This is a genomic window from Aquimarina gracilis, assembly GCF_035285365.1.
Classification (GTDB): Bacteria; Bacteroidota; Bacteroidia; order Flavobacteriales; family Flavobacteriaceae; genus Aquimarina; species Aquimarina gracilis.
This window is the reverse complement of sequence record NZ_JAYKLX010000008.1, coordinates 109946-130578: the sequence shown is the minus strand read 5'-3', so window position 1 is coordinate 130578 and position 20633 is coordinate 109946. Positions and strand designations below refer to the sequence as shown.

The following is a 20633-nucleotide window of genomic DNA, read 5'->3' as shown; positions in this document are numbered from 1 at the left end:
TCTTTAGTTTTATTCGGTTCGTAAACTATTAACCGGATTGATAAGTGTGGCCTTGATCACTTGAAAACTCACAGTTAATAAGGTTAATACTAATGCTCCAAAAATGGCGATACCATAGATCCACCATGAAATTTGCATTCTATAATTATAATTCTGTAACCATTGTTCCATAAAATAATGGATAATGGGGATGGCTATCAAACAGGAAAGCAACGCCAATCCCATAAAAGAGCTCGATAACATTTTCCAAAGGTTATAAATAGATGCACCTAGCACTCTACGCACGCCTATTTCTTTGGTACGCCTTTCTACAACAAATGAGGCTAAGCCAAATAGACCAAGGCAACTAATTAAAATCGCCAATAGAGTGAAAACACCTGCCAAATTTCCCAGATATTGTTCTGATCTAAATTTGAATTCATAATCCTGATCTACAAAACGGTAGTCAAAATTTGCCGATGGGACTACGTGTGTAAATACAGATTTAATCTGTTCAATAGCTTCATTTACCTCAACATTAGCTTTCAGCTTTATATGCATGAAGTTGACATTGCTATAACTTATATAATATATAGCAGGGCTAACGGGTTTATAGGGAGATTCCATAACCATATTTTTGGCCACTGCAATGATTTTTAGAGGTTCACTTTTGCCATAAGTTATATAAGTTCCTACGGGTTCTTGTAGGTTCATGTATTTTACTGCTGCTTCATTAACAATAAGAGCCGACGAATCTGTAACCATCTCTCTAGAGAAATCTCTTCCTTTTATTAGTTCCCACCCCACTGTTCTTCCATAATCATGAGTTATAGCCATAAGACCAAATTCATCCTCCATTTCTGGATCTTTGCCCGGCCAGTCAAACCCTCCCCCTCTATTGTATATGGCAACCTGAGGAGAAAAAGATTGAGCCATTTCTTCAACTACTCCTGTACTTTTCAGTTTCTCTCGAAGTATGTCGTATTTCCCAGAATAATCTGGGTTGTTCATACTCAAGTATATTAGGTTATCTTTATTGTACCCGGTAGATCTATCTTTTGTATATTGAATTTGTTGAAATACAATAAAAGTGCCTATAGCAAGAATAATTGATATACTGAATTGGAATATAACTAAAGCTTTTCTTGGAGTCTCTGCACTTTTACCCACTTTAAAAGTTCCCTTCATTACTTTTACCGGACTAAAAGAAGAAAGATAGAAGGCCGGATAACTTCCAGCCAGTAGACCCGTAATTATTGTAAAAACGAACAATGCACCCCAGAAAAATATATTATCCCATGGTATATTCATTTCTTTATTGGCAAGTTCATTAAACCATGGTAATGAAATTAATACCAGTAATAAGGATAGTAAGAGCGCTATAAAAGATACTACAAGTGAGTCGATCAAAAATAGATTAATAAGTTGGCTCTTCCTGGAGCCCATAGTTTTTCTTACTCCAACTTCTTTGGCTCTCTTATCAGAACGAGCTGTACTAAGATTCATAAAGTTAATGCACGCAAGTAGTAAGACAAATATTGCTATAAGAATAAAAAGTTTAACAAAAGTAATACGTCCTTTTGTGGGTATGCCCTGTTCAAATTCTGAATATAGGTGCCATTTATTCATGGGATATACAAATGGATAAAGGCTACGTTCTCTATAACCTACCACTTGATCCTTGGGGCCATATTGTACATAAAACTTTTGTAAATCCTGGTTTACAAGATCAATATCAATTCCTGGTTTTAGCTCAACATACATATTAAAATACCAACCGTCCCATACATCTTTTACCCATTTGAACAAGTCATCGTTTGTTTCAAACAAATTCCAGTTGGCAAAAAATTGTACATTACGAAATCTTGTATTTCTGGGAAGGTCTTTAAAAACACCTTGTACTACGGCGTCCATTTTATTATTGATCTTGATACTTTTTCCTATTGGATTTTCTTCATTAAAAATAGCCAGTGCCGTCGATTCTGATAAAATAACGGCATTCAATTGATCCAAACTTGCATCCGTCCCCTTTATCATGTCTAACGAGAACATTTCTATCGCACCACTTTCTATAAATGTTCCTGCTTTTGTAGAAATTGTTTCCCCATTAGAAATCGTATGATCTTTAATCCAATCTGCTCTTAAAGCGTGTTTAAAATAATCAGGGTATTTTTCTTTTAAAACATTTCCAAAAGTATATAGTACAGAGGGATCTGTATCTATTTCATTTGTTTCTGGATTCGTGCTATTATGATAGATTTGCCCAATCCGATCGTAGTTTTTATGATATTTATTAAAAGTAACATCATCAAGTATCCATAAAGCAATAATAATAACAACTGCCATTCCCAAAGCAAGTCCACCAATATTTATTATAGAATACCACTTGGTTTTCTTTAGGTTCCTCAAGGCTATTTTTAGATACAAAGTGTTCATAAATTTTATAGGATTTATTTATTCTGTACGTAAACTATTAACAGGATTAGCTATCGCGGCCTTGATCACTTGAAAACCAACTGTAGCAAATGCGATCAAAAGGGCAATCCCGGTTGCTGAAGCAAAAAGCCACCAGCTCATTTCAATTTTATAGGCAAAATTCTCGAGCCATTTGTGTCCAAGGTAATAGGCCAATGGGCTCGCGATCGCCATTGCCAAAAGCACAAGCTTTAAAAAATCTTTGAGGTGCATCGAAGTAATCCCCATAATTGATGCTCCTAATACCCGACGAATTCCTACTTCTTTTTTTCGTTGTTCTGTGGTAAAAGATGCTAGGCCAAATAATCCTATACAGGCGATAAAAATGGCAATAAACATAAAGCTAAATACTACTTTTGATGTTTGTTTTTCTGTTAAATAATTTTTCTCAAAGTCCTGGTCAAGAAAAGAGTATTCGAAAGGGATTTCTGGGTTTATCTTTTGCCAGGTACTTTTAATATTGGCAATAGCACTTTGATAATCTGCGCCATCTCGTAATGTTGCTATAAAATAATTGGCCTGCCCCCACGTAATTCTAGTTATCCCAAATGGTGTAATCGGTTCATGAAGACTTTTATAATTGAAATCTTTTATAACTCCGATTATTTCTAAATGAAATTTTTCTTTATCCCATTCATAATAAATTTTACGTCCAATTGCATTTTCTGGTTCGTACCCTAGGTTTTTTACGGCCATTTCATTAAGAATAATTCCTATTGAATCTTTGGCTTTATTTGTTGAAAAAGTTCTTCCGTATAGTAATGTATACCCTAAAGTTTTTACATAGCCATCTTGTGATCGGGCATAATGTGTCCAAACATGATCTTCCATAGTCTTATCTTCGGCATAGAAAGAATTATCGCTCAACATTTCGAAACCGGGATAACTATCTCCCGCAGTAGCCGAAACAACATCAGGATGTTTCAACAATTCTGTTTTAAAAGTGTCATAACTATTTGCAGCAGCTTCGCTACGTAGCGGAATCACAAGTTGTTGATCTTTCTTAAATCCCAAATCCTTGTTTTGTAAAAATTCCATCTGTTGCCAAATCACGCCACCTACCAGGATAAGTGAAGCCGAAACTGTAAACTGAAAAACAACCAAACCTTTTCGTATTGCTGTGGCAGAAAATGTATTGACCAATTTTCCTTTTAGCGTAGTAATCGGCGCAAATGAAGAAAGGTAAAATGCAGGGTACAATCCTGATAGCAACCCTGTTAACAAGGTGAAACCTAGGATCCAAAAAACGATACTTGGATATTGCGCTAGCGCTAGTTCTTTGCCCGTAAGTGTATTAAACGTTGGTAACATAAGAAATACCACAGCAATAGCAATGCCCAGGGATAGTATACACAATACCATTGATTCTCCTAAAAACTGAAAGATAAGAGCCTCTCGTTTTGCACCAAGCACTTTTCGCATACCTACTTCTCTAGCTCTTTTTTCGGATCGTGCTGTTGACAAGTTCATGAAATTAACACAAGCAATTAACAATAGAAATGCTGCAATAGCACTAAAAATATAGATGTAGGTCATACTTCCATTTGTAGCTACTTCCCATTGAAGATCTGAAGTCAAATAAATACTAGCCAGTGGTTGCAAAAACATTCTTTTTGTAATCCCCGGAGTAGTCATATCTGGCATTATATATTTCTGAACAAAATCTGGGAATTTTGCTTCGAGTTGTGCTGCACTACTTCCTTTTTTGAGTTTGATATAGGTGTAAAAAAGGTTGTTTGTTGCCCAGTTTTTTTGCTGATCGATCCACTGCCCCATATCAGAGTTTTTCATCGATAAAAAGATCTTACCATTAATATGGGATCGATATTTATCTTTAAAAACTCCTTTTACCGTATATTCATTTTTGGCATATGGCATTTCGATACCAATCACCTTATTTATTGGATTAACGTCGCCAAACATCTTTTTGGAAACTTCTTCAGAAATCACAATACTATTGGGCTGATTTAAAGCAGTTTTTGGATTTCCATAAACAAAATCATATGTAAGTACCTTAAAAAAAGTTGAATCTGCATAATATCCGTGATCTACATAAAGCTGTTTGTCTTTATTTTTATCCTTCAATAAAAACTTGTCTACGTTTGGAAACTTCAACATTCTTGCTGCTTCTTCAATCTCTGGATAGTCATTTTTCAAGCCTCCAGCCATTGGTGCCGAAACTGTAGCAATTTGGTCATCTAGGGCCTCCATAGCTACACGATAAATTCGATCGGAATCTGTATGATGTTCGTCATAACTGGTTTCATCCATAATATATAGCGTAAGCAATAAACAGGTCGCCAGCCCTATCGATAATCCGAAAATGTTAATCATGGAAAAAAGCTTATTCTTAAGTAAGTTTCTCCAGGCGATTTTGATATAATTTTTAAACATAACTTTTCGTTTTTTGATGTTGTAAAATTGATATTTTACTCGGCCCGTAAGCTATTTACAGGATTCATCGATGCTGCCTTAAAGCTTTTCCATCCAATAGTTGTAAAGGCAATCAACAATGTAATTACTCCAGACAAAGCAAATATCCACCACTCTATTTGTATGCGATAGGCAAAATCCTGTAACCAGGTATTCATAAAATAAAAGCCAAGCGGAAATGCAATAAGGAATGAAATAACAACCAGTTTTAAGAAATCTGCTGAAAGCATGGCTACAATTTGAGGAATACTCGAACCTAATACTTTTCTGATCCCAATTTCTTTAAATCTTTGCTCGGCCGTAAAGGTTATAAGCCCAAATAAACCAAGACACGCCACAAAAATGGTGAGCAAAGCAAATATCCTAAGGATTGTACCCATTTTTTGTTCTTTGATATAGGTTTGGTTATACAGTTCATCTAGCAACCCATAGCTAAAAGGTTCTCCGGAGTTAAAGCCATTCCATAGACTTTTGGCACTTGCAATCAACCCTGCCATATCGGCCGTTTTTGCTCGAACAATAAGACCCGAACTTTTATCATTCAGCATAATAAGTTGATCAATAGGTTCATGCAATGAAGTAAAGTGAAAATCTTGAACCACCCCAATTACCGTATATACTCGTATGCCTCCTTCATTGTTTATGGCCATGGTCACAGTTTTCCCCACAGCATCATTGCCAAACCCCATAATTTTTGCCGACGTTTCATTAATAATCATGGTATTGGATTCTGATCCGAAATCTTTGGAAAAATTTCTACCCGCTACAAGTTTCATTCCCATTGTAGGAATGTATTGTTCATCTATGTTATAAACAATACTTCTTCTAATGGCTTCAGAATTCTGACCTGGATAGATACTAGTCATGTGCGTATACGAAGGTCCCGCAGGAATATGACCAGACATGGTTACATTTGAAACTCTTGGATCTTTACTTAGCTGTTCTTTAAAAGCCTCTTCATTGGTACCCAGCATCCATGAGTCTCGTAACACTAGCATCTGATCCTTTTGATAACCTATATCTTTATTTTGTATGTATGCCATTTGTTGATCTACGACAAGCGTTGCAATAATGAGTGCCACAGACAAAACGAATTGAAACACCACTAATCCACTGCGCAAACCTTTAGTTTTTCCTGTATTAACAAACTTACTTTTGAGTGCAGTAATGGGTCTAAATGAAGACAAGAAAAATGCTGGATAACTACCCGCCAAAAGGCTTATAAACAAACCCGTTAAACCAAAACAAAATAGAATTCTAGGATTAAGTATGTAGGATATATCTAAAGTCTTACCCGATAGTGTATTGAATAATGGCAACGCAATAATAACGGTAATTATCGCAATAGCCATTGCAATTAAGGTTGCAATGAATGATTCTGCCAAAAACTGTTTAATCAACCCTTTTTTTGAAGAACCTAATACTTTTTTAACTCCTACTTCTTTGGCTCTTTTGGAAGCCGCAGCCGTAGAAAGATTCATAAAATTAATACAAGCAATTAGTAAAATAAATATGGCTATAGCACCAAATATATATATCGTTTTCACATCACCTCCGGGTTCGAGATTGGAAACATCGGCAAAATCTGAACGCAGATGAATATCGGTCAATGGTTGAAGAAATAGTCCTATTTCATTGTTCTTACTAAACTCTTCAAAAGTCATTCCCATCGATTTTTTTATTTGAGGACCCATATATTTCTTTACGATCCCTGGTAGCTTACTTTCGGTCTCTTTAAAGCCACCTCGCTTATCAAGAAGCAAATAACTGTGATATCCAGATTCTATCCATCTCGTTTCTTTGGCGTGAGCAAACCCATTCATAGATCCTAATACATCAAAATGAAAATGAGAATTACTTGGTAATTTTTGCATCACTCCTGTAACCTTAAATTGTTGTTTCCATTCTTTGAAATCAAGAATTTTTCCTATGGGATCTTCTCGCCCGAAGTATTTTGTAGCTAGCTCCTGAGTAATGATAATCGTATTAGGTTCTTTTAATGCCGTTTTTGAATCACCTTTGATGAACGGAACTGTAAATACTTCAAAAAAGTTGGGGTCTACATATGCAAATTTATTATCTCGAAAAGTTTGATTTTTATAGGTTATTTGCGGTGTTCCTTGAGACTTAAGACGTGTTGCCTGAAGTACTTCGGGGAACTCTTCCTGAAGTGTTTGTGCCACTGGTCCAGGAGTAACCGCTTCTTTAATCAATTCTCCATTCATCTTACCCTTGAGCACGACGCGCACGATTTGATCTGATTTTTCATGAAAACGATCATAACTTAATTCATCAGAAACAAAAAGAAATATGATTAAAGCTGCCGCAATACCGATAGACAAACCAAGGATATTGATTGCAAATAACCCTTTGTGCTTCAACAAGGTTCGCCAGGCAATTTTTATATGATTATTAAACATGATGTGATGTTTTTTGATTGATTTTTAATTATTCGTCTCTCATTACTAATGCGGGGTTTACCCTGGCGGCTTTTAGACTTTGCCAACTTACCGTGATGAAAGCTATGGTAATAGACATAAAGCCTGCCAAAGCAAAAATCCACCAACTCAGTGTAGTTTTATAAGCAAAACTCTGTAACCACTTGTCCAATCCGTAATAGGCAATAGGACAAGCGATAAGGAATGCGATAATCACCCATCTCAAAAAATCTTTATTAAGCATTGACATAATCTGCAAGATTCCTGCTCCATTAACCTTACGAATTCCAATTTCCTTGGTTCTTCTGACCATTGTATACGATGATATTGCAAAGAGGCCCATGGATGAAAGCAAAATAGCTACAATAGAAAACCAACCTATCATAGTGTTAATCTTTACATATTCGTTATAATGTTCATTTAACTTTTCATCTGCAAAGAAGTATGTTAAGGATGATTCTTTCATGTTTGTTTTCCACTTTTCTTCTAGAAAATCTATTACTTGCAAGCTTGATCCTGGTTTAGTCTTTATTGATAGATAGTTCCAATCGGCTACATTTTCTCTTTCTACGAAAATATGAGCCAAAGGTTGTATTTCTCTTTGTAAACCCTGATAACTAAAATCCTCTACTGCGCCAATTAGTCGATATGCTTGTCCTGTTGCACTACTCTCATTGATTAACTGTCCATTGGCCACTTTAAAGCCCAATTCATTCATAGCAGTTTTATTTAGTATCAAGCTTTCTTGTAAAGTTTTCGTATTTGAATCAAACCCCGATCCACTTAACATTTGAATACCAAAAGTTTTAAAATAATTACGTCCAACGTATGCTTTTCTTAAGCCTAGTCTATCCACTTGGGCTTTTGTCTGTGGGAAAAATGTATTGTAATTTTCATGGTATGTACCTGGAATGCTTTGTGAAAAACTAACCGATTCTACCTGTGCACTAGATTTTAATTCTTCAGAAATTAGCTTCAACTTTTGAGACGCAGATTTTAAATTTTCAAATTGCCAGTTATCTGTTTGTATTACAATTACATTTTCGTTATCAAATTTAGGATCCTTGTTCATCATGAAATCTATTTGCTTACGAATCAAAAAAGTGCCCGAGATAAGAACAATGGCAATAACAAATTGTAATACGATCAAAGAATATCGGGAAAAAGAATTCTTATTGATAGAAAATAAATTGCCATGAAGACTATTAACCAGTTTTACTCGTACCCAAAACAAAAAAGGAATCAACCCGGCCAAAGAGCCAATAACAACCCAAATAAACATTAAAACAAAAATCAAAAACTTACTTTGCAGTGGATTAAAATGCAATTTTGTATTAAACAGCTCATTAAAATTTGGAAGAAAAAGGAAAACAAGGGTACTACCAAAAACAATGGCGGCAAGACCTACAATGAAAGACTCTGTACTAATCTGTATAAACAAATCGCGTGGGCTTGCTCCATGAACCTTTTTAATACCTATTTCTCTAATTCTAGATAAAGAATTGGTAATAGTAAGGTTTACAAAATTAACAATAGCAATACCCAAAATGCCCAAGGCTATAATACTCAAGATAGTAATTAACTTTGGATTGGATTCCTGGGTAACATGATACTCTTTAAAACTCTGTAGATTTAGATTTGTCGTATTCTCTCCTACTGGAAGAAAATTTTCCCTTACGATATTTTGAAGTTTACTTTGAATTTCATTGGGTTTTACACCATCTGCTAATTGTATATAGGTTGTTGAAAAAGTGTTGTACCAATCATGAACTTCTTTCATCATGGGTAGAATTTCTTCTCCAGTTTTGTATGAAGCCACAATATTAAATTTTATAGATGAGTTTGAGGGAATATCTACTACTCCCTTTACGGTGAGAAAAATATCTCCAAAATTAACTTGAAGCTTTTTACCAAAAGCAGTTTCATTTCCAAAGTATTTTTCGGCAAATTGAGTGCTTATTACTACATCATATTTATTTTGAATAGCATTATTATTTGACCCTTCGATAAAAGGAAAAGAAAAGATGGTAAAGAAGTCAGTATCTACATAATTTATATTTTCATAAAAAGCGATATTTTGATACTTTAATCTTGCACCCTCCCAATCAAAAATTCTAGTTCCATTTTCAATCTCTGGTATTTCTTCCAGCATTTTAGGCAATAATAGCCCTTTGGTTTGTACACTCTCACCCTCGCGAACTCGGTAAATATTAGAATAATTTTCATGAAATTGATTGTACGTAAGATCGTTGTATACATAAAGCGCAAGCGCTAAAAAAGAGGCAATCCCAATCCCTAATCCAATACTATTGATCAAAAAAGTGTTTCTGTTCTTTTTGATATTTCTCAGAAAAATTAAAAAATTGTGCTTTAACATAATTGTCTTTTTTATATGATCCAACTATCTTTACTTTCTCAACTTTGAAAAGCATTTACTCATCCCTAAGGGCATCTACAGGATTACCATTGGCTGCCATATAACTTTGCCAACTTACGGTTAACAGTGTAACCCCAAGAGCTGTAAGTCCTGCCAACACAAATATCCACCAGCTCATGGTTGTTTTTACCGCAAAATTTTCTAACCATAAATTCATGATGTACCATGCCACAGGAACTGCAATGATAAAAGCAATACCTACCCATTTGATAAAGTCAATGTTAAGCAACTTCAGTATCTTAAAAACCGAGGCACCGTTTACCTTCCTAATTCCGATTTCTTTTTTACGTTGTATACAGGTATACGAAGTGAGTCCAAACAATCCTAATGCTGCAATAAAGATGGCGAGAATTGTGAATATCGTAAACGCATCATTGAATTTTGTATCCTCATCATATTGAGCTTGAAACTTTTTATCAAGAAATGTGTAATCAAAAGTACGTTGTGGTTGTATTTGAGACCACTTTTCTTGTATCTCAGAAATTGCCCTACTGTACCCACCACCAGATGCCACAGTTTTATCAAGTTTTACTAGCAAGTTGCTACTACTGTTACCATGCAAGATAATCATTGGTACAACTCCTTTTTTGAGTCCAAAATGGTGGTAATTTTCTATCACCCCAGAAATGACCCAATCTTGACCAAAAAAGTGCATGCTTTTATTTATAGCCTCCTGTGGATTAAAAATTTCAATTTCCCGCATACAGGCTTCATTGATAAGAATCGTATTATTTTCTCTACTCGGTTCTCCAACAAAATTTGACCCGGCAAGAAGTTTAATATCTAATACGTCGAGATAATTTTTATCTACCCAATAATTGTAAAATGTTTTCCTTGAATCTTCTACTCCATTGGGGTATTTCAATCCTGTAAACGATGATAAGTTATCATAACTATCACCAGGATAGGTCTGGCTTTTAGCAATGTTTCGTACAAAAGGTAATTTTTTAAGTTCTTTTTCTAGTGTTATATATCTATTCTTACGCAAAGAATCTGATACTTTGTTCAAAAATTCACCGTGAAAAGAAACAACTTGATCAACTTGTGCCCCTATGGGTTGTTCTTTTATAAAATCAATTTGTTTTGTTACCACCATGGTTCCTATTAGTAGCACAATTGTTGCCAGAAACTGCAAAATGATCAGGCTTTTTCGAATATTCAACCCTTGTGCAGAGGCACGCACCTTACCTTTTAATGCTTTTGTGGGCGTATAACTGCTTAGCAAAATGGCGGGATATAGTCCTGCCAATATCATACCTACTAGAATTACTCCTAAAACGGGTAAGAAATTCATTATGCTCTTTTCATTGAAGTAGAGCTCTTTTCCTGTAAAGGAATTATAAATTGGAAACAAAAGAGCAGCAATACCTATAGCCAGTACAATAGCCATCACATTTAAAACTACCGATTCTATTAGAGATTGAAGAATGACTTGTTTTTTTTGTGCTCCTGCCACTTTTCTAACTCCAATTTCTTTGGCTCTTTCTAAAGACTTTGTGGTAGAAAGATTGATATAATTAAGCCATGATAGAATTAAAATTATAAAGGCTATGGCTGTTAAAAACCTAATGCGTGTCACGCTTCCATTAACTTCGGCTTCATAGGGTTTATCAGAATATAGATGAATCCCTTCTAAAGGTTCTATATTATATCGTTCTTCTTTATCGTCTTCAAAATCACTGGCCGCTATTTTGTCTTTTAGAAGTGTTCTGTTTGCATTGTGATCAATCTTTAGGTAAGTGTAAAAATTACAATGCGTCCAATTTAATTTGGTTCGTTCTTCTGAACCGAACCAATTTCCATAGGTCTTAAAAGAAATCAGAAAATTTGTTTTCATGTGAGTATTTTCAGGAATATCTTTTAATAACCCTGTAACTGTTAACACCACTTCTTCACCATTATAAAACCCAGATAGTGTTTTTCTCATTGGGTTTTGATTGCCAAATACTTTTTTTGCAAAAGATTCGGTAAGGACAATAGAATTTGGTTCTGTAAGTACATTTTTTCTATCGCCTTCTAAAATTGGATACTTAAAAATGTCTAGATACGTTTCATCGGCTAAAGAGCCATTAATCTCTTCAATTATTCTTTCATCATATTTAAACGTAACCTTTTCTAAACGATATATTCTAACGTGCTCTAAAACCTCGGGAAATTCCTGTTTTAACGTGGGCCCTATATAATTTGAAGTTTGCGCATCTGACTCTTCAAAAGTTTCCCCTACCAAAGCATCCATGTACACTCTGTATACATCTTCTGACCCTTCAAACTTATCATAGCTTCGTTCATAATTGACATAAGCCATGATTAAGATAAAAGATGCAACCCCAATGGCCAATCCAATAATATTAATAAACGAATACAGTTTATTTTTCAAAAGATATCTAAATGCTATTTTAATATACAGCGTATACATGGATGCTTTGATTTACGGTTTTTTAACTGATGAAATTGTTTTTTCTTGAAGTACCTCAAGCGCCTTGATCATTACAGAATCTGATTTGTTATCGATATCGGTAGCTGGGTTTAATACTTCAACATGAGGTTCGACTCCTTTTCCTTCATAATTTATCATGTCTGCAGAAAAATATTGTTGATGCGATAAAGTCGCCCACCAACCATTGGGTAGTTTAAAATCATCCATATCTGAAAAAATACCTCGGGTATAATCTCCTACAATGGTTACATTAGGAAGTTCTTTCATCACCAATGCAAATACATCGGTGGCACTGGCAGAATAATCACTAGTAACTAAAACGACTGGCTTTAGAAACTGCTTATCCCCTGTTGGTTTTAGATACCAGGTTTTTAGGGGAGTAAAGTCTTCAGTTCCTTTCTTTCTGGTTTTTTTTCGATGTCCAACAATAGTCTGGTTAGTAAATCTTCCTGCTATTTCATATGAAAACTTATCATCTCCTCCTCCATTAAATCGCACATCAACAATGACTCCTTTTTTATTTTCGAAAGCTTTTATGGCGTCATTTAGGATACTTTTCAATTTCCCTTTGCCTATGCCCTGCATTGATCGTATATCGATATAACCATATTGATCTGATGTAGAATATTTAATAATCTTTTTTTCCTTTGTAAATTCTGAAAATCCCTGCTCCTGTAATGTCAAATCTGTAACTTTTATAAGATCAGTAATGTTTGGAGATTTTTTCTTTGACTTCGGAAATTTTTCGAGCATCCTGGTCGGGGTGGCATTCTCATTAAGCTTTACGATTTTTCCTTTTTTGTATTCGATAAGATTTACATGATCGTCTTTAAGCTCATTGATCATTAGACTACATACTTCAAAAAGTGAATCGTTGGTTGTTTTTTCATTAATCAAGGAGCGGTATTTTTTATAGACTTGATTCCAATTCACTTTTTTGAGCTCAAAATTGGCATACCTATCATTAAATTCTGACCAAAGCTTTTCAAAATTCTTTATAGGTTCATCAATTTTACTTTGGGCAATAGAACTATGAACAACCAACAAGGTGAGCAACAAAAAGAGTGTATTTTTAAATTTTAATGATTTCATGTTTATTTTCTTTGACTTGTAATTATCTTATTCTGTTCGTAAACTCTTTACTGGATTTTGAAGGGCTGCCTTAATAGTTCCAAAGCTTATTGTTACCAGCGCAATTCCGAGAGCCAATAGTCCTGCAGCCAGAAAAAACCAAAGGTTTAGTTCCATTCTATAAGAGTATTCTTGCAACCATCGATCAGAATACCACCAAGCTATCGGTACAATAAAAACAAAGGCAATAACAACAAGCTTAACAAAGTCTTTGGCCAAAAGCAGTATTAATGAAACTACACTAGCTCCTACTACTTTTCTTACACCAATTTCTTTGGTACGCTTATTAACTACCAATAATGAAATTGCGAGCAATCCAATACAACTAAGTATAATGGCAATTACAGAACCACTAGTTATAATTGTGATCATGGTTTTTTCTCTCCTAAAGGTCCTATCTATATTCTCATCGAGAAAAGAGCCCAAAAATTCGGCATTGGGTTCCAAATTGCTCCATGCCTTTTCAATTTTATCGTAGGTACCAGAAATATCGGCATTGGCTATTTTGAAATACACATATCGAACATCTTTTTGACTATTCATGAATAGTGACATAGGTGCTATGGCGCGGTCCAGTTTTTTGAAGTTGAAATCTTTAACAACACCAACTATGGTATGTGTTATACTATCCCCTACAACGGCTAGTTGTTTTCCAATTGGGTCGGTTTCTTGTAGCTCCTTAACCATTGCCTCGTTAATAACCACCGACAGACTATCTGAAGCAAAGTTTCGATCAAAAGATCTTCCCGAAAGCAACTTGATGTCTAACGTTTCAATATAATCATGATCAACAAAAAGAATATGAGTACCCACCTGACGATTCTTATAATCAAACCCTATGGTACTGGTATATTGGCTCCCATCTTTTCCTCTTCCCAAATTGTTATCTGAAGCCGTTATGCTAATAATGTCTGTTTGATTTTTTAATTCTTCTCTCAAAAGGTTTACTACCTTATATCCTTTCTTTTTTCCGTTTAATGGTACCGAAATCACATATTCCTTATTGAATCCCAAATCTTTGGTACGCATATATTGAAGTTGCCCCCATAAAACAAAGCTCCCACTCACCAATAGGATTACGATTGCAAACTGAGTAATCATCAAGATATCGCGTACTTTGTCCCGGCCATTCACCTGAATTTTTCCCTTTAACGCTTGTAATGTCCCTAGTTTACTTAGCAAAAGAGCAGGATATCCACCTGCTATAGCAGTTATCATTAAAAACACCAAGGCAAGAACAATAATTGAAATCAAGGATAGGGTGTTACTAAAAGTTGCTCCCGTATTGAACAAGATTTTAAATTCATCAAGAAGCAAGACACTTAAAAGTGTTCCCAGGCCCAATGTTGCTATAAAAATTAGAATACTTTCGCACCAAAACTGCAAGAAAACGTGTTTTTTGGTACCACCAAGAGTTTTGCGCATTCCTATTTCCTGCAGCCTCGTTGTGCTCTTTGCAATACTCATGTTTATGAAGTTTACACAAGCAATAAAAAGTAATAGAAAAGCAATTCCCAATACAATATAGGGCAGGGCTCTGCTTACAACCAAGGTTCCTGGTTTATAACTTGTAAAATACAGGTCCTTAAAAGGGTGTAGTTTTAACTGAACATATTCACCATTTTCATTGGGAACGGCACCATCACGTTTGGTATTCTCTATGTCATTTTTAAAATGCAAATTTGAAAAACCATGGGTGCTCTTTTCAAATTGAGCCACAGAAATTCCATCCTGAAGCTGCATGTATACAAGATGATTTGAATGATCCCATTCGTTTTTAAGGATTTCGTATCTGGGAGAACTTTTAAAGTTTCCAAGGATTTCGAATTCCATACTACTATTATCTGGAATATCCTTTAAAACCGCTGCGATTGTAAAAGGTTCTTTTTGTCCATTAAGAAGAAGATGTACTGTTTTACCAATAATATCTGTTGTTCCAAAGGTTCTGTTAGCCATACTATTGGTCATTATGATAGCATTTTTATCATTTAAGGGGCTATCATTTCCTTTTTCTATTGGAAATGAGAAAAGGTTTAAAAAATCTGGATCAACCCAACTCATATCTGCGGTAAGTTGTTTTTCGTCATTGATCAATAGTGTTTTGCCATCCAAATATCTTGTGATCATTGCGACACCTGGTACTTCATCTTGCAATGTAGGGGCAAAAGGCATGGATTGTGATGTATAAATGTCTGAGCCTTCTGGAATTTGCCACTTGGCATAAACTTGATATATCGAATCTCCTTTTTCATGAAAATTATCGTATGACAATTCAAAAAAGGCCGCCATGCTTAATAATATAGACACCCCAAATGCAACAGATAACCCAATAATGTTAAGCGTAGTAAAACCTTTATTTTTCCAAAGGTTTCTCCAGGCTATTTTGATATAATTCTTAAACATAATCGTTTGTTTTTTATACCGAAATATGTTCGGTTGATTTGATGAATTTATTCTGCTCGCAGGCTTTTAACTGGATTCACACTTGCAGCTCTAAAAGCCTGAAAACTTACGGTTAACAATGCTATTACAACTGCCATAAATCCAGATAAACAAAACACCCACCAATTAATAGGAATTTGATAAGCGTATCCTTCTAGCCATTTTTGCATTGCATACCACGAAAAAGGTGTCGCTACGACTATGGCAACAACCACCAGTTTTATAAAATCTATAGATAGTAGTTTTACTATACTTGATACTTCGGCCCCTAGTACTTTTCTCACTCCAATTTCTTTGGTTCTTTGTACAGCACTATACGTTGCCAAGCCCAATAACCCTAAACAAGCTATTAGAATAGCCAAACTAGAAAACAGTGTAAATAATTTCTTGAACCTGATATCTGCAACATATTGTTTATTAAAAGAATCGTTCAAAAAATTATAAAGGAATGGGCGATGCGGAACCATGGATTTCCATTGGTTTTCAATTTCTGCAATGGTATTAGGTAAATTTTCGGATTGTATTTTTAGAGTTAGATATCTGCTACTCAAAGGTTCAAATCGAAGCGCCATGGGTTCAACATTTTGATGCAAAGAAAGATAGTTAAAATCTTTTACCACCCCGACAACTCTTCCTTCTTTTCCCCATTGAGAAAATCGTTTACCAATAATCTGGTTAGGGTTTTTATAACCATACAACTTGGCAGCGGCTTCGTTGATTACCATTGATGAAGCTGTATCTGCCGGGAAATCTCTTGAATAAGGTCTTCCAGCGGCCATATCGATACCAAAATGAGGAATAAAATCAACATCAACCTCAAAAAGTGAAAGAGTTTGATGTACCATATCGCCTTCAGGTATTTCTATTTCTGTACCCGCTCCCGGAAAATAACTACCGGGTACACTTCGTGAAGCAGAAACCGAACTCACGTTAGCATTCGATAGAAAAGCACTTTTGATAACGTCCAATTTGTTAAGAACTTGAGCATCATAATTAAAATCAACCGTAAGCATGTGCTCTCGATTAAATCCTAAACTTTTATTAAGCATATACTCTAATTGCGAATACACAATTACTGTACTGGCAATAAGAGCAATAGAAAGACTAAATTGAAAAATCACAAGGCCTTTTCTTAAAACGGCCCCCTTTGGAGATGTTCTAAAAATTCCTTTCAATACACTTGCTGGTTTGAAACCGGATAAAATAAATGCTGGATACATCCCTGCCAGAAAACCAGTACATAGGACTGTAGCAAAATAAATTATCATGGTAAATCCATCAAAAACATGCCTTAATTCGAAGTCTTTTCCTGTTAATTCTTGCATTCCTTTGAGAGCAATAATGACAACTATAAGACCAATGATCGACGCCAAAAAGACCATGACCAGAGATTCTCCCAAAAATTGATAAATCAGTCCTTTTTTGTCGGCCCCAATCACTTTTCTTATGCCTACTTCTTTTGCTCTTTCTAAAGATCGAGCAGTTGCAAGGTTCATGAAATTGATACAAGCTATTACTAGGATAAACAGGCCTATGACCATAAAGACATAGATGTTTGAAAGATTTCCGGTAATTCCCGGTTGCCTATCAGCATCAGAATATAAATAAGCTTTTTTAAGCGGTTCAAAAGATAAAGAATAGGTTTCCGCCTCATCTTCCGGAAGGTTTTCTTTTAGATATTGATCTACTTTGGATTGAAATGAAGGAAGATTAAACCCATCTTTTACCAGAAAATAGGTGTAGAAGTCTACATAACCCCAAAATTCGAAAATATTTTCGTTGGATTGACGAAACGAACTCATTGACATCAATACATCAAAACTAAAATGAGAATTTGAAGGGACATCTTTCATAACCCCAGTGACTGTATAGACTCCTTCATTGGCTCTACCCCCTGTTCTTCCTCCTTCTATGGTTTTACCTATCGGATCTTGATTACCAAAATACTTTTTTGCTGTGCTTTCTGTCAATACTACAGAGTAAGGAGCTTCTAATGCTGTTTTTGGGTTTCCAGATATAAGTGGCCAGCTAAAAACATCTAAAACAGATGCGTCTACATAAAAACAATTACTTTCTTGAAATGATATATTTTCATGTGTAAGCAAAATGTCACATCTCCCAGAAAATTGTACCGTCTCTTGTACTTCAGAAAAATTTGATCTTAATGCTTCGCCGATTGGTGCACTACCCCAAATCTGACTAACTTCAGAATTTTTGTTTTTAAAATGATGAACTGCTCTATATATATTATTAGCATTATCATGATATAGATCATAAGAAAGTTCATGTCTAATAAACATGGTTATTATTAAAAAACATGCCATACCTATAGCCAGCCCACCAATATTAATAAAGGAATAAACTTTATTCTTTATTAGGTTTCTCCACGCTATTTTGATATAATTCTTAAACATAATCGTTTGTTTTTTATACCGAAATATGTTCGGTTGATTTGATGAATTTATTCTGCCCGCAAGCTTTTAACTGGATTTGCAATTGCTGCTCGAATGGCCTGATAACTTATAGTAGCTATTGTAATTATTGTGATCCCTACAATAGCAACGGCAAATACCCACCAGTCTATAGTAATTCGATATTGATAATTTTCTAACCAGTTGTTCATAAAATACCAGGCAACTGGTGAAGCAATCGTTCCGGCTATTAAAATAAGTTTGAAAAAATCTTGGGTGAACAATAACAAAATATCGCTTACTTTCCCCCCTAATACTTTCCGGATTCCTATTTCCTTGGTTTTTTGTGCTACAAAAAATGAGATTAATCCATAAAGTCCCAAACAGCTTATAAAAATTGCCAATCCCGAGAATAACTTAGAGAGTGATAAAAACCGTTGTTCTTCTTCGTATTGTAATGCTACACGTTGATCAAGAAAATTAAAATCATATATAAACTTGGGAAAGACCTCTTTCCATAATTTTTCGATCTGCGCTAGTGTTGCACTTGTATTTCTAGGGTTTATTTTTATACCATACTCATAGTAGTTTTGGTTTCGAGGCGCAATAAACACTGGTGAAATACCTGATTCAAAATTCTGGTCATGAAAGTTTGCTACCACTCCAGAAATTGTAGCTTTAATACGCCCTCCATTTAACTCCAGATATTTGCCAATTAATTCCTGGGGAGAAGCAAGTCCCAATTTTTCGGCTAGTCTTTCGTTAACTACAACCTCGGTAATAGAATCAGAAACGATAAAATTTCTGCCAGCGATTAGTTGTAAATCAAACGTATTTATATAATTTTCGTCTGCCAACTTCGCAGAGATTGAAAACTCTTCACTCTCTGGACGATGATCATATTTTATATTAGTTCCCCAGTTATTAAAAGACCCTCCAGGGCTTGTAATACATGCCGTGGCATTTTTGACTCCTGCAAGGTTAGTAAAACGATCTCTTAGTCCCTCAATTTTGACAAGTTTAGTATCTCTAGGAATACTAAGCATTACAATGGCATCTTTGTCAAATCCCAAATCGGCATTTACAGCATAATTGATTTGCTTTCCTACCACAATAGTTGCCACAATTAATATTATAGAAATTACAAATTGAGCGGTTACCAAAACTCTTCTTGTGAGGTGGCCTCCCGTATCACTTTGTTTAAGTTTACCTTTTAATGCTAGTGTAGGTAAAATTCGAGCCAGCAAAACTCCTGGATAACTTCCCGCAAATAGAGAAACGCCTATTAATAACAATAAAACGAATAGCACAAACTTGATGGTAAAAAGTGATTGTAAGGAAAGGCTTAAATCAAATACCTGATTAAATTTTGGTAATGCCAAAAATGTAATCATTATACCTATAATCAATGCAAAAAGACTTATGATAAATGTTTCTGAAATAAATTGCCAAAAGAGATGTTCTCTTTGTCCGCCTAATACCTTTCTTACTCCTATTTCTTTGGATCTGGTAAATGCCTGAGCCGTAGAGATATTAATGAAATTAATACAGGCTATTGTAATAAGAAATACGCCAATAAGCCCAAAAATCCATAACAAATTAATATTAACCCCGCCATAATCACTATTTAAATGAATGGTTTTGAGTTGTTGAAGTTTATAACGATGTACGTTTTTACTTTTGGGTCGATGTTTTGATACCAAAGGAACCAAAGAAGCTTCTATATGATCTATATTCTGATTGGGATGTAAAACAGCAAAGCACTTTAAATCACTATTGATGCCTCCCCAGGATTGACTAGAAACAAAATTGTCGTATGCCTTTAAGGTTTTAAATGAAATAAAAGCTTCTCCTTGAATTGTAGAATTTTTAGGTAAATCCTTTAATATTCCAATTATTTGGATCGTCTCCAGGTTTTCCAAAACAAAGCTTTGCCCTAAAGAGTTTTCTTTACCAAACATTCTTTTGGCAAAACTTTCGGTTACATACGCAGTATTGGGTTCAATTAAACTTCGATTGTCTAATTCTTCTGTCTTCGAAAAACTAAAAACCTCAAAAAACTCAGAATCAGTAAAAGCAACATCGCTTACAAAACGCTTAGAAGAATTATCTTCAATGGTGCTTACTTGCCATTCATCTCTAAAATAAATACTGGTTACTTTTTGAGCATAATTAAAATCATTTCTAAAGGCATTGGCAAAACCAGGAGGTACGGCCGCTTCATATTCAATTTCGTCACTACGCTCTTCGGTAACGATTCTATAAATTTGATCAGAATTTTCATGAAAGTTATCAAATTGGAGGTGATGATTGATGAATAGGAATATCAACATCCCACAACCAAAACCAAGTGCCAATCCCAGAATATTGATAAAGGCAAATACTTTCCTTTTTCGAAGGTTTCTCCACGCTATTTTGATATAATTTTTAAACATAACTGTTTGTTTTTT

At 34.9% G+C, this 20633-nt stretch carries 9 protein-coding genes; all 9 read right to left on the bottom strand.

The window, feature by feature from the left end; translation table 11 throughout:
- Nucleotides 1-9: 9 nt before the first annotated feature.
- The 9 genes from U6A24_RS17220 to U6A24_RS17180 are packed head-to-tail and all read right to left on the bottom strand — an operon-like array spanning nt 10 to nt 20618.
- Nucleotides 10-2415 carry an ABC transporter permease gene (locus U6A24_RS17220; RefSeq protein ID WP_324181242.1) on the bottom strand — a complete coding sequence of 802 codons (2406 nt, stop codon included), beginning with the start codon at nt 2413-2415 and terminating at the stop codon, nt 10-12.
- An 18-nt stretch (nt 2416-2433) separates the two neighbouring features.
- Entirely contained in the window at nt 2434-4848 is a 2415-nt protein-coding gene (locus tag U6A24_RS17215; protein ID WP_324181241.1) for an ABC transporter permease, read from the bottom strand.
- Nucleotides 4849-4883: 35 nt separating this feature from the next.
- The gene (locus U6A24_RS17210) at nt 4884-7307 is read right to left on the bottom strand and encodes an ABC transporter permease (RefSeq protein ID WP_324181240.1); all 2424 of its coding nucleotides are present in this window, start codon (nt 7305-7307) and stop codon (nt 4884-4886) included.
- A 28-nt stretch (nt 7308-7335) separates the two neighbouring features.
- Nucleotides 7336-9702 carry an ABC transporter permease gene (locus U6A24_RS17205; protein WP_324181239.1) on the bottom strand — a complete coding sequence of 789 codons (2367 nt, stop codon included), beginning with the start codon at nt 9700-9702 and terminating at the stop codon, nt 7336-7338.
- A gap of 55 nt (nt 9703-9757) precedes the next feature.
- A complete protein-coding gene (locus U6A24_RS17200) occupies nt 9758-12178 on the bottom strand; it encodes an ABC transporter permease (protein WP_324181238.1) in 2421 nt (806 codons plus the stop codon).
- Nucleotides 12179-12190: 12 nt separating this feature from the next.
- Complete coding sequence (locus U6A24_RS17195; RefSeq protein ID WP_324181237.1) at nt 12191-13291, bottom strand: S41 family peptidase; 1101 nt, start codon at nt 13289-13291, stop codon at nt 12191-12193.
- A 27-nt stretch (nt 13292-13318) separates the two neighbouring features.
- Nucleotides 13319-15733 (bottom strand): ABC transporter permease, encoded by a 2415-nt coding sequence (locus U6A24_RS17190; RefSeq protein WP_324181236.1) that lies wholly within the window; start codon nt 15731-15733, stop codon nt 13319-13321.
- A 47-nt stretch (nt 15734-15780) separates the two neighbouring features.
- Nucleotides 15781-18186 carry an ABC transporter permease gene (locus U6A24_RS17185; protein ID WP_324181235.1) on the bottom strand — a complete coding sequence of 802 codons (2406 nt, stop codon included), beginning with the start codon at nt 18184-18186 and terminating at the stop codon, nt 15781-15783.
- A gap of 47 nt (nt 18187-18233) precedes the next feature.
- The gene (locus tag U6A24_RS17180) at nt 18234-20618 is read right to left on the bottom strand and encodes an ABC transporter permease (protein ID WP_324181234.1); all 2385 of its coding nucleotides are present in this window, start codon (nt 20616-20618) and stop codon (nt 18234-18236) included.
- Nucleotides 20619-20633 lie beyond the last annotated feature (15 nt).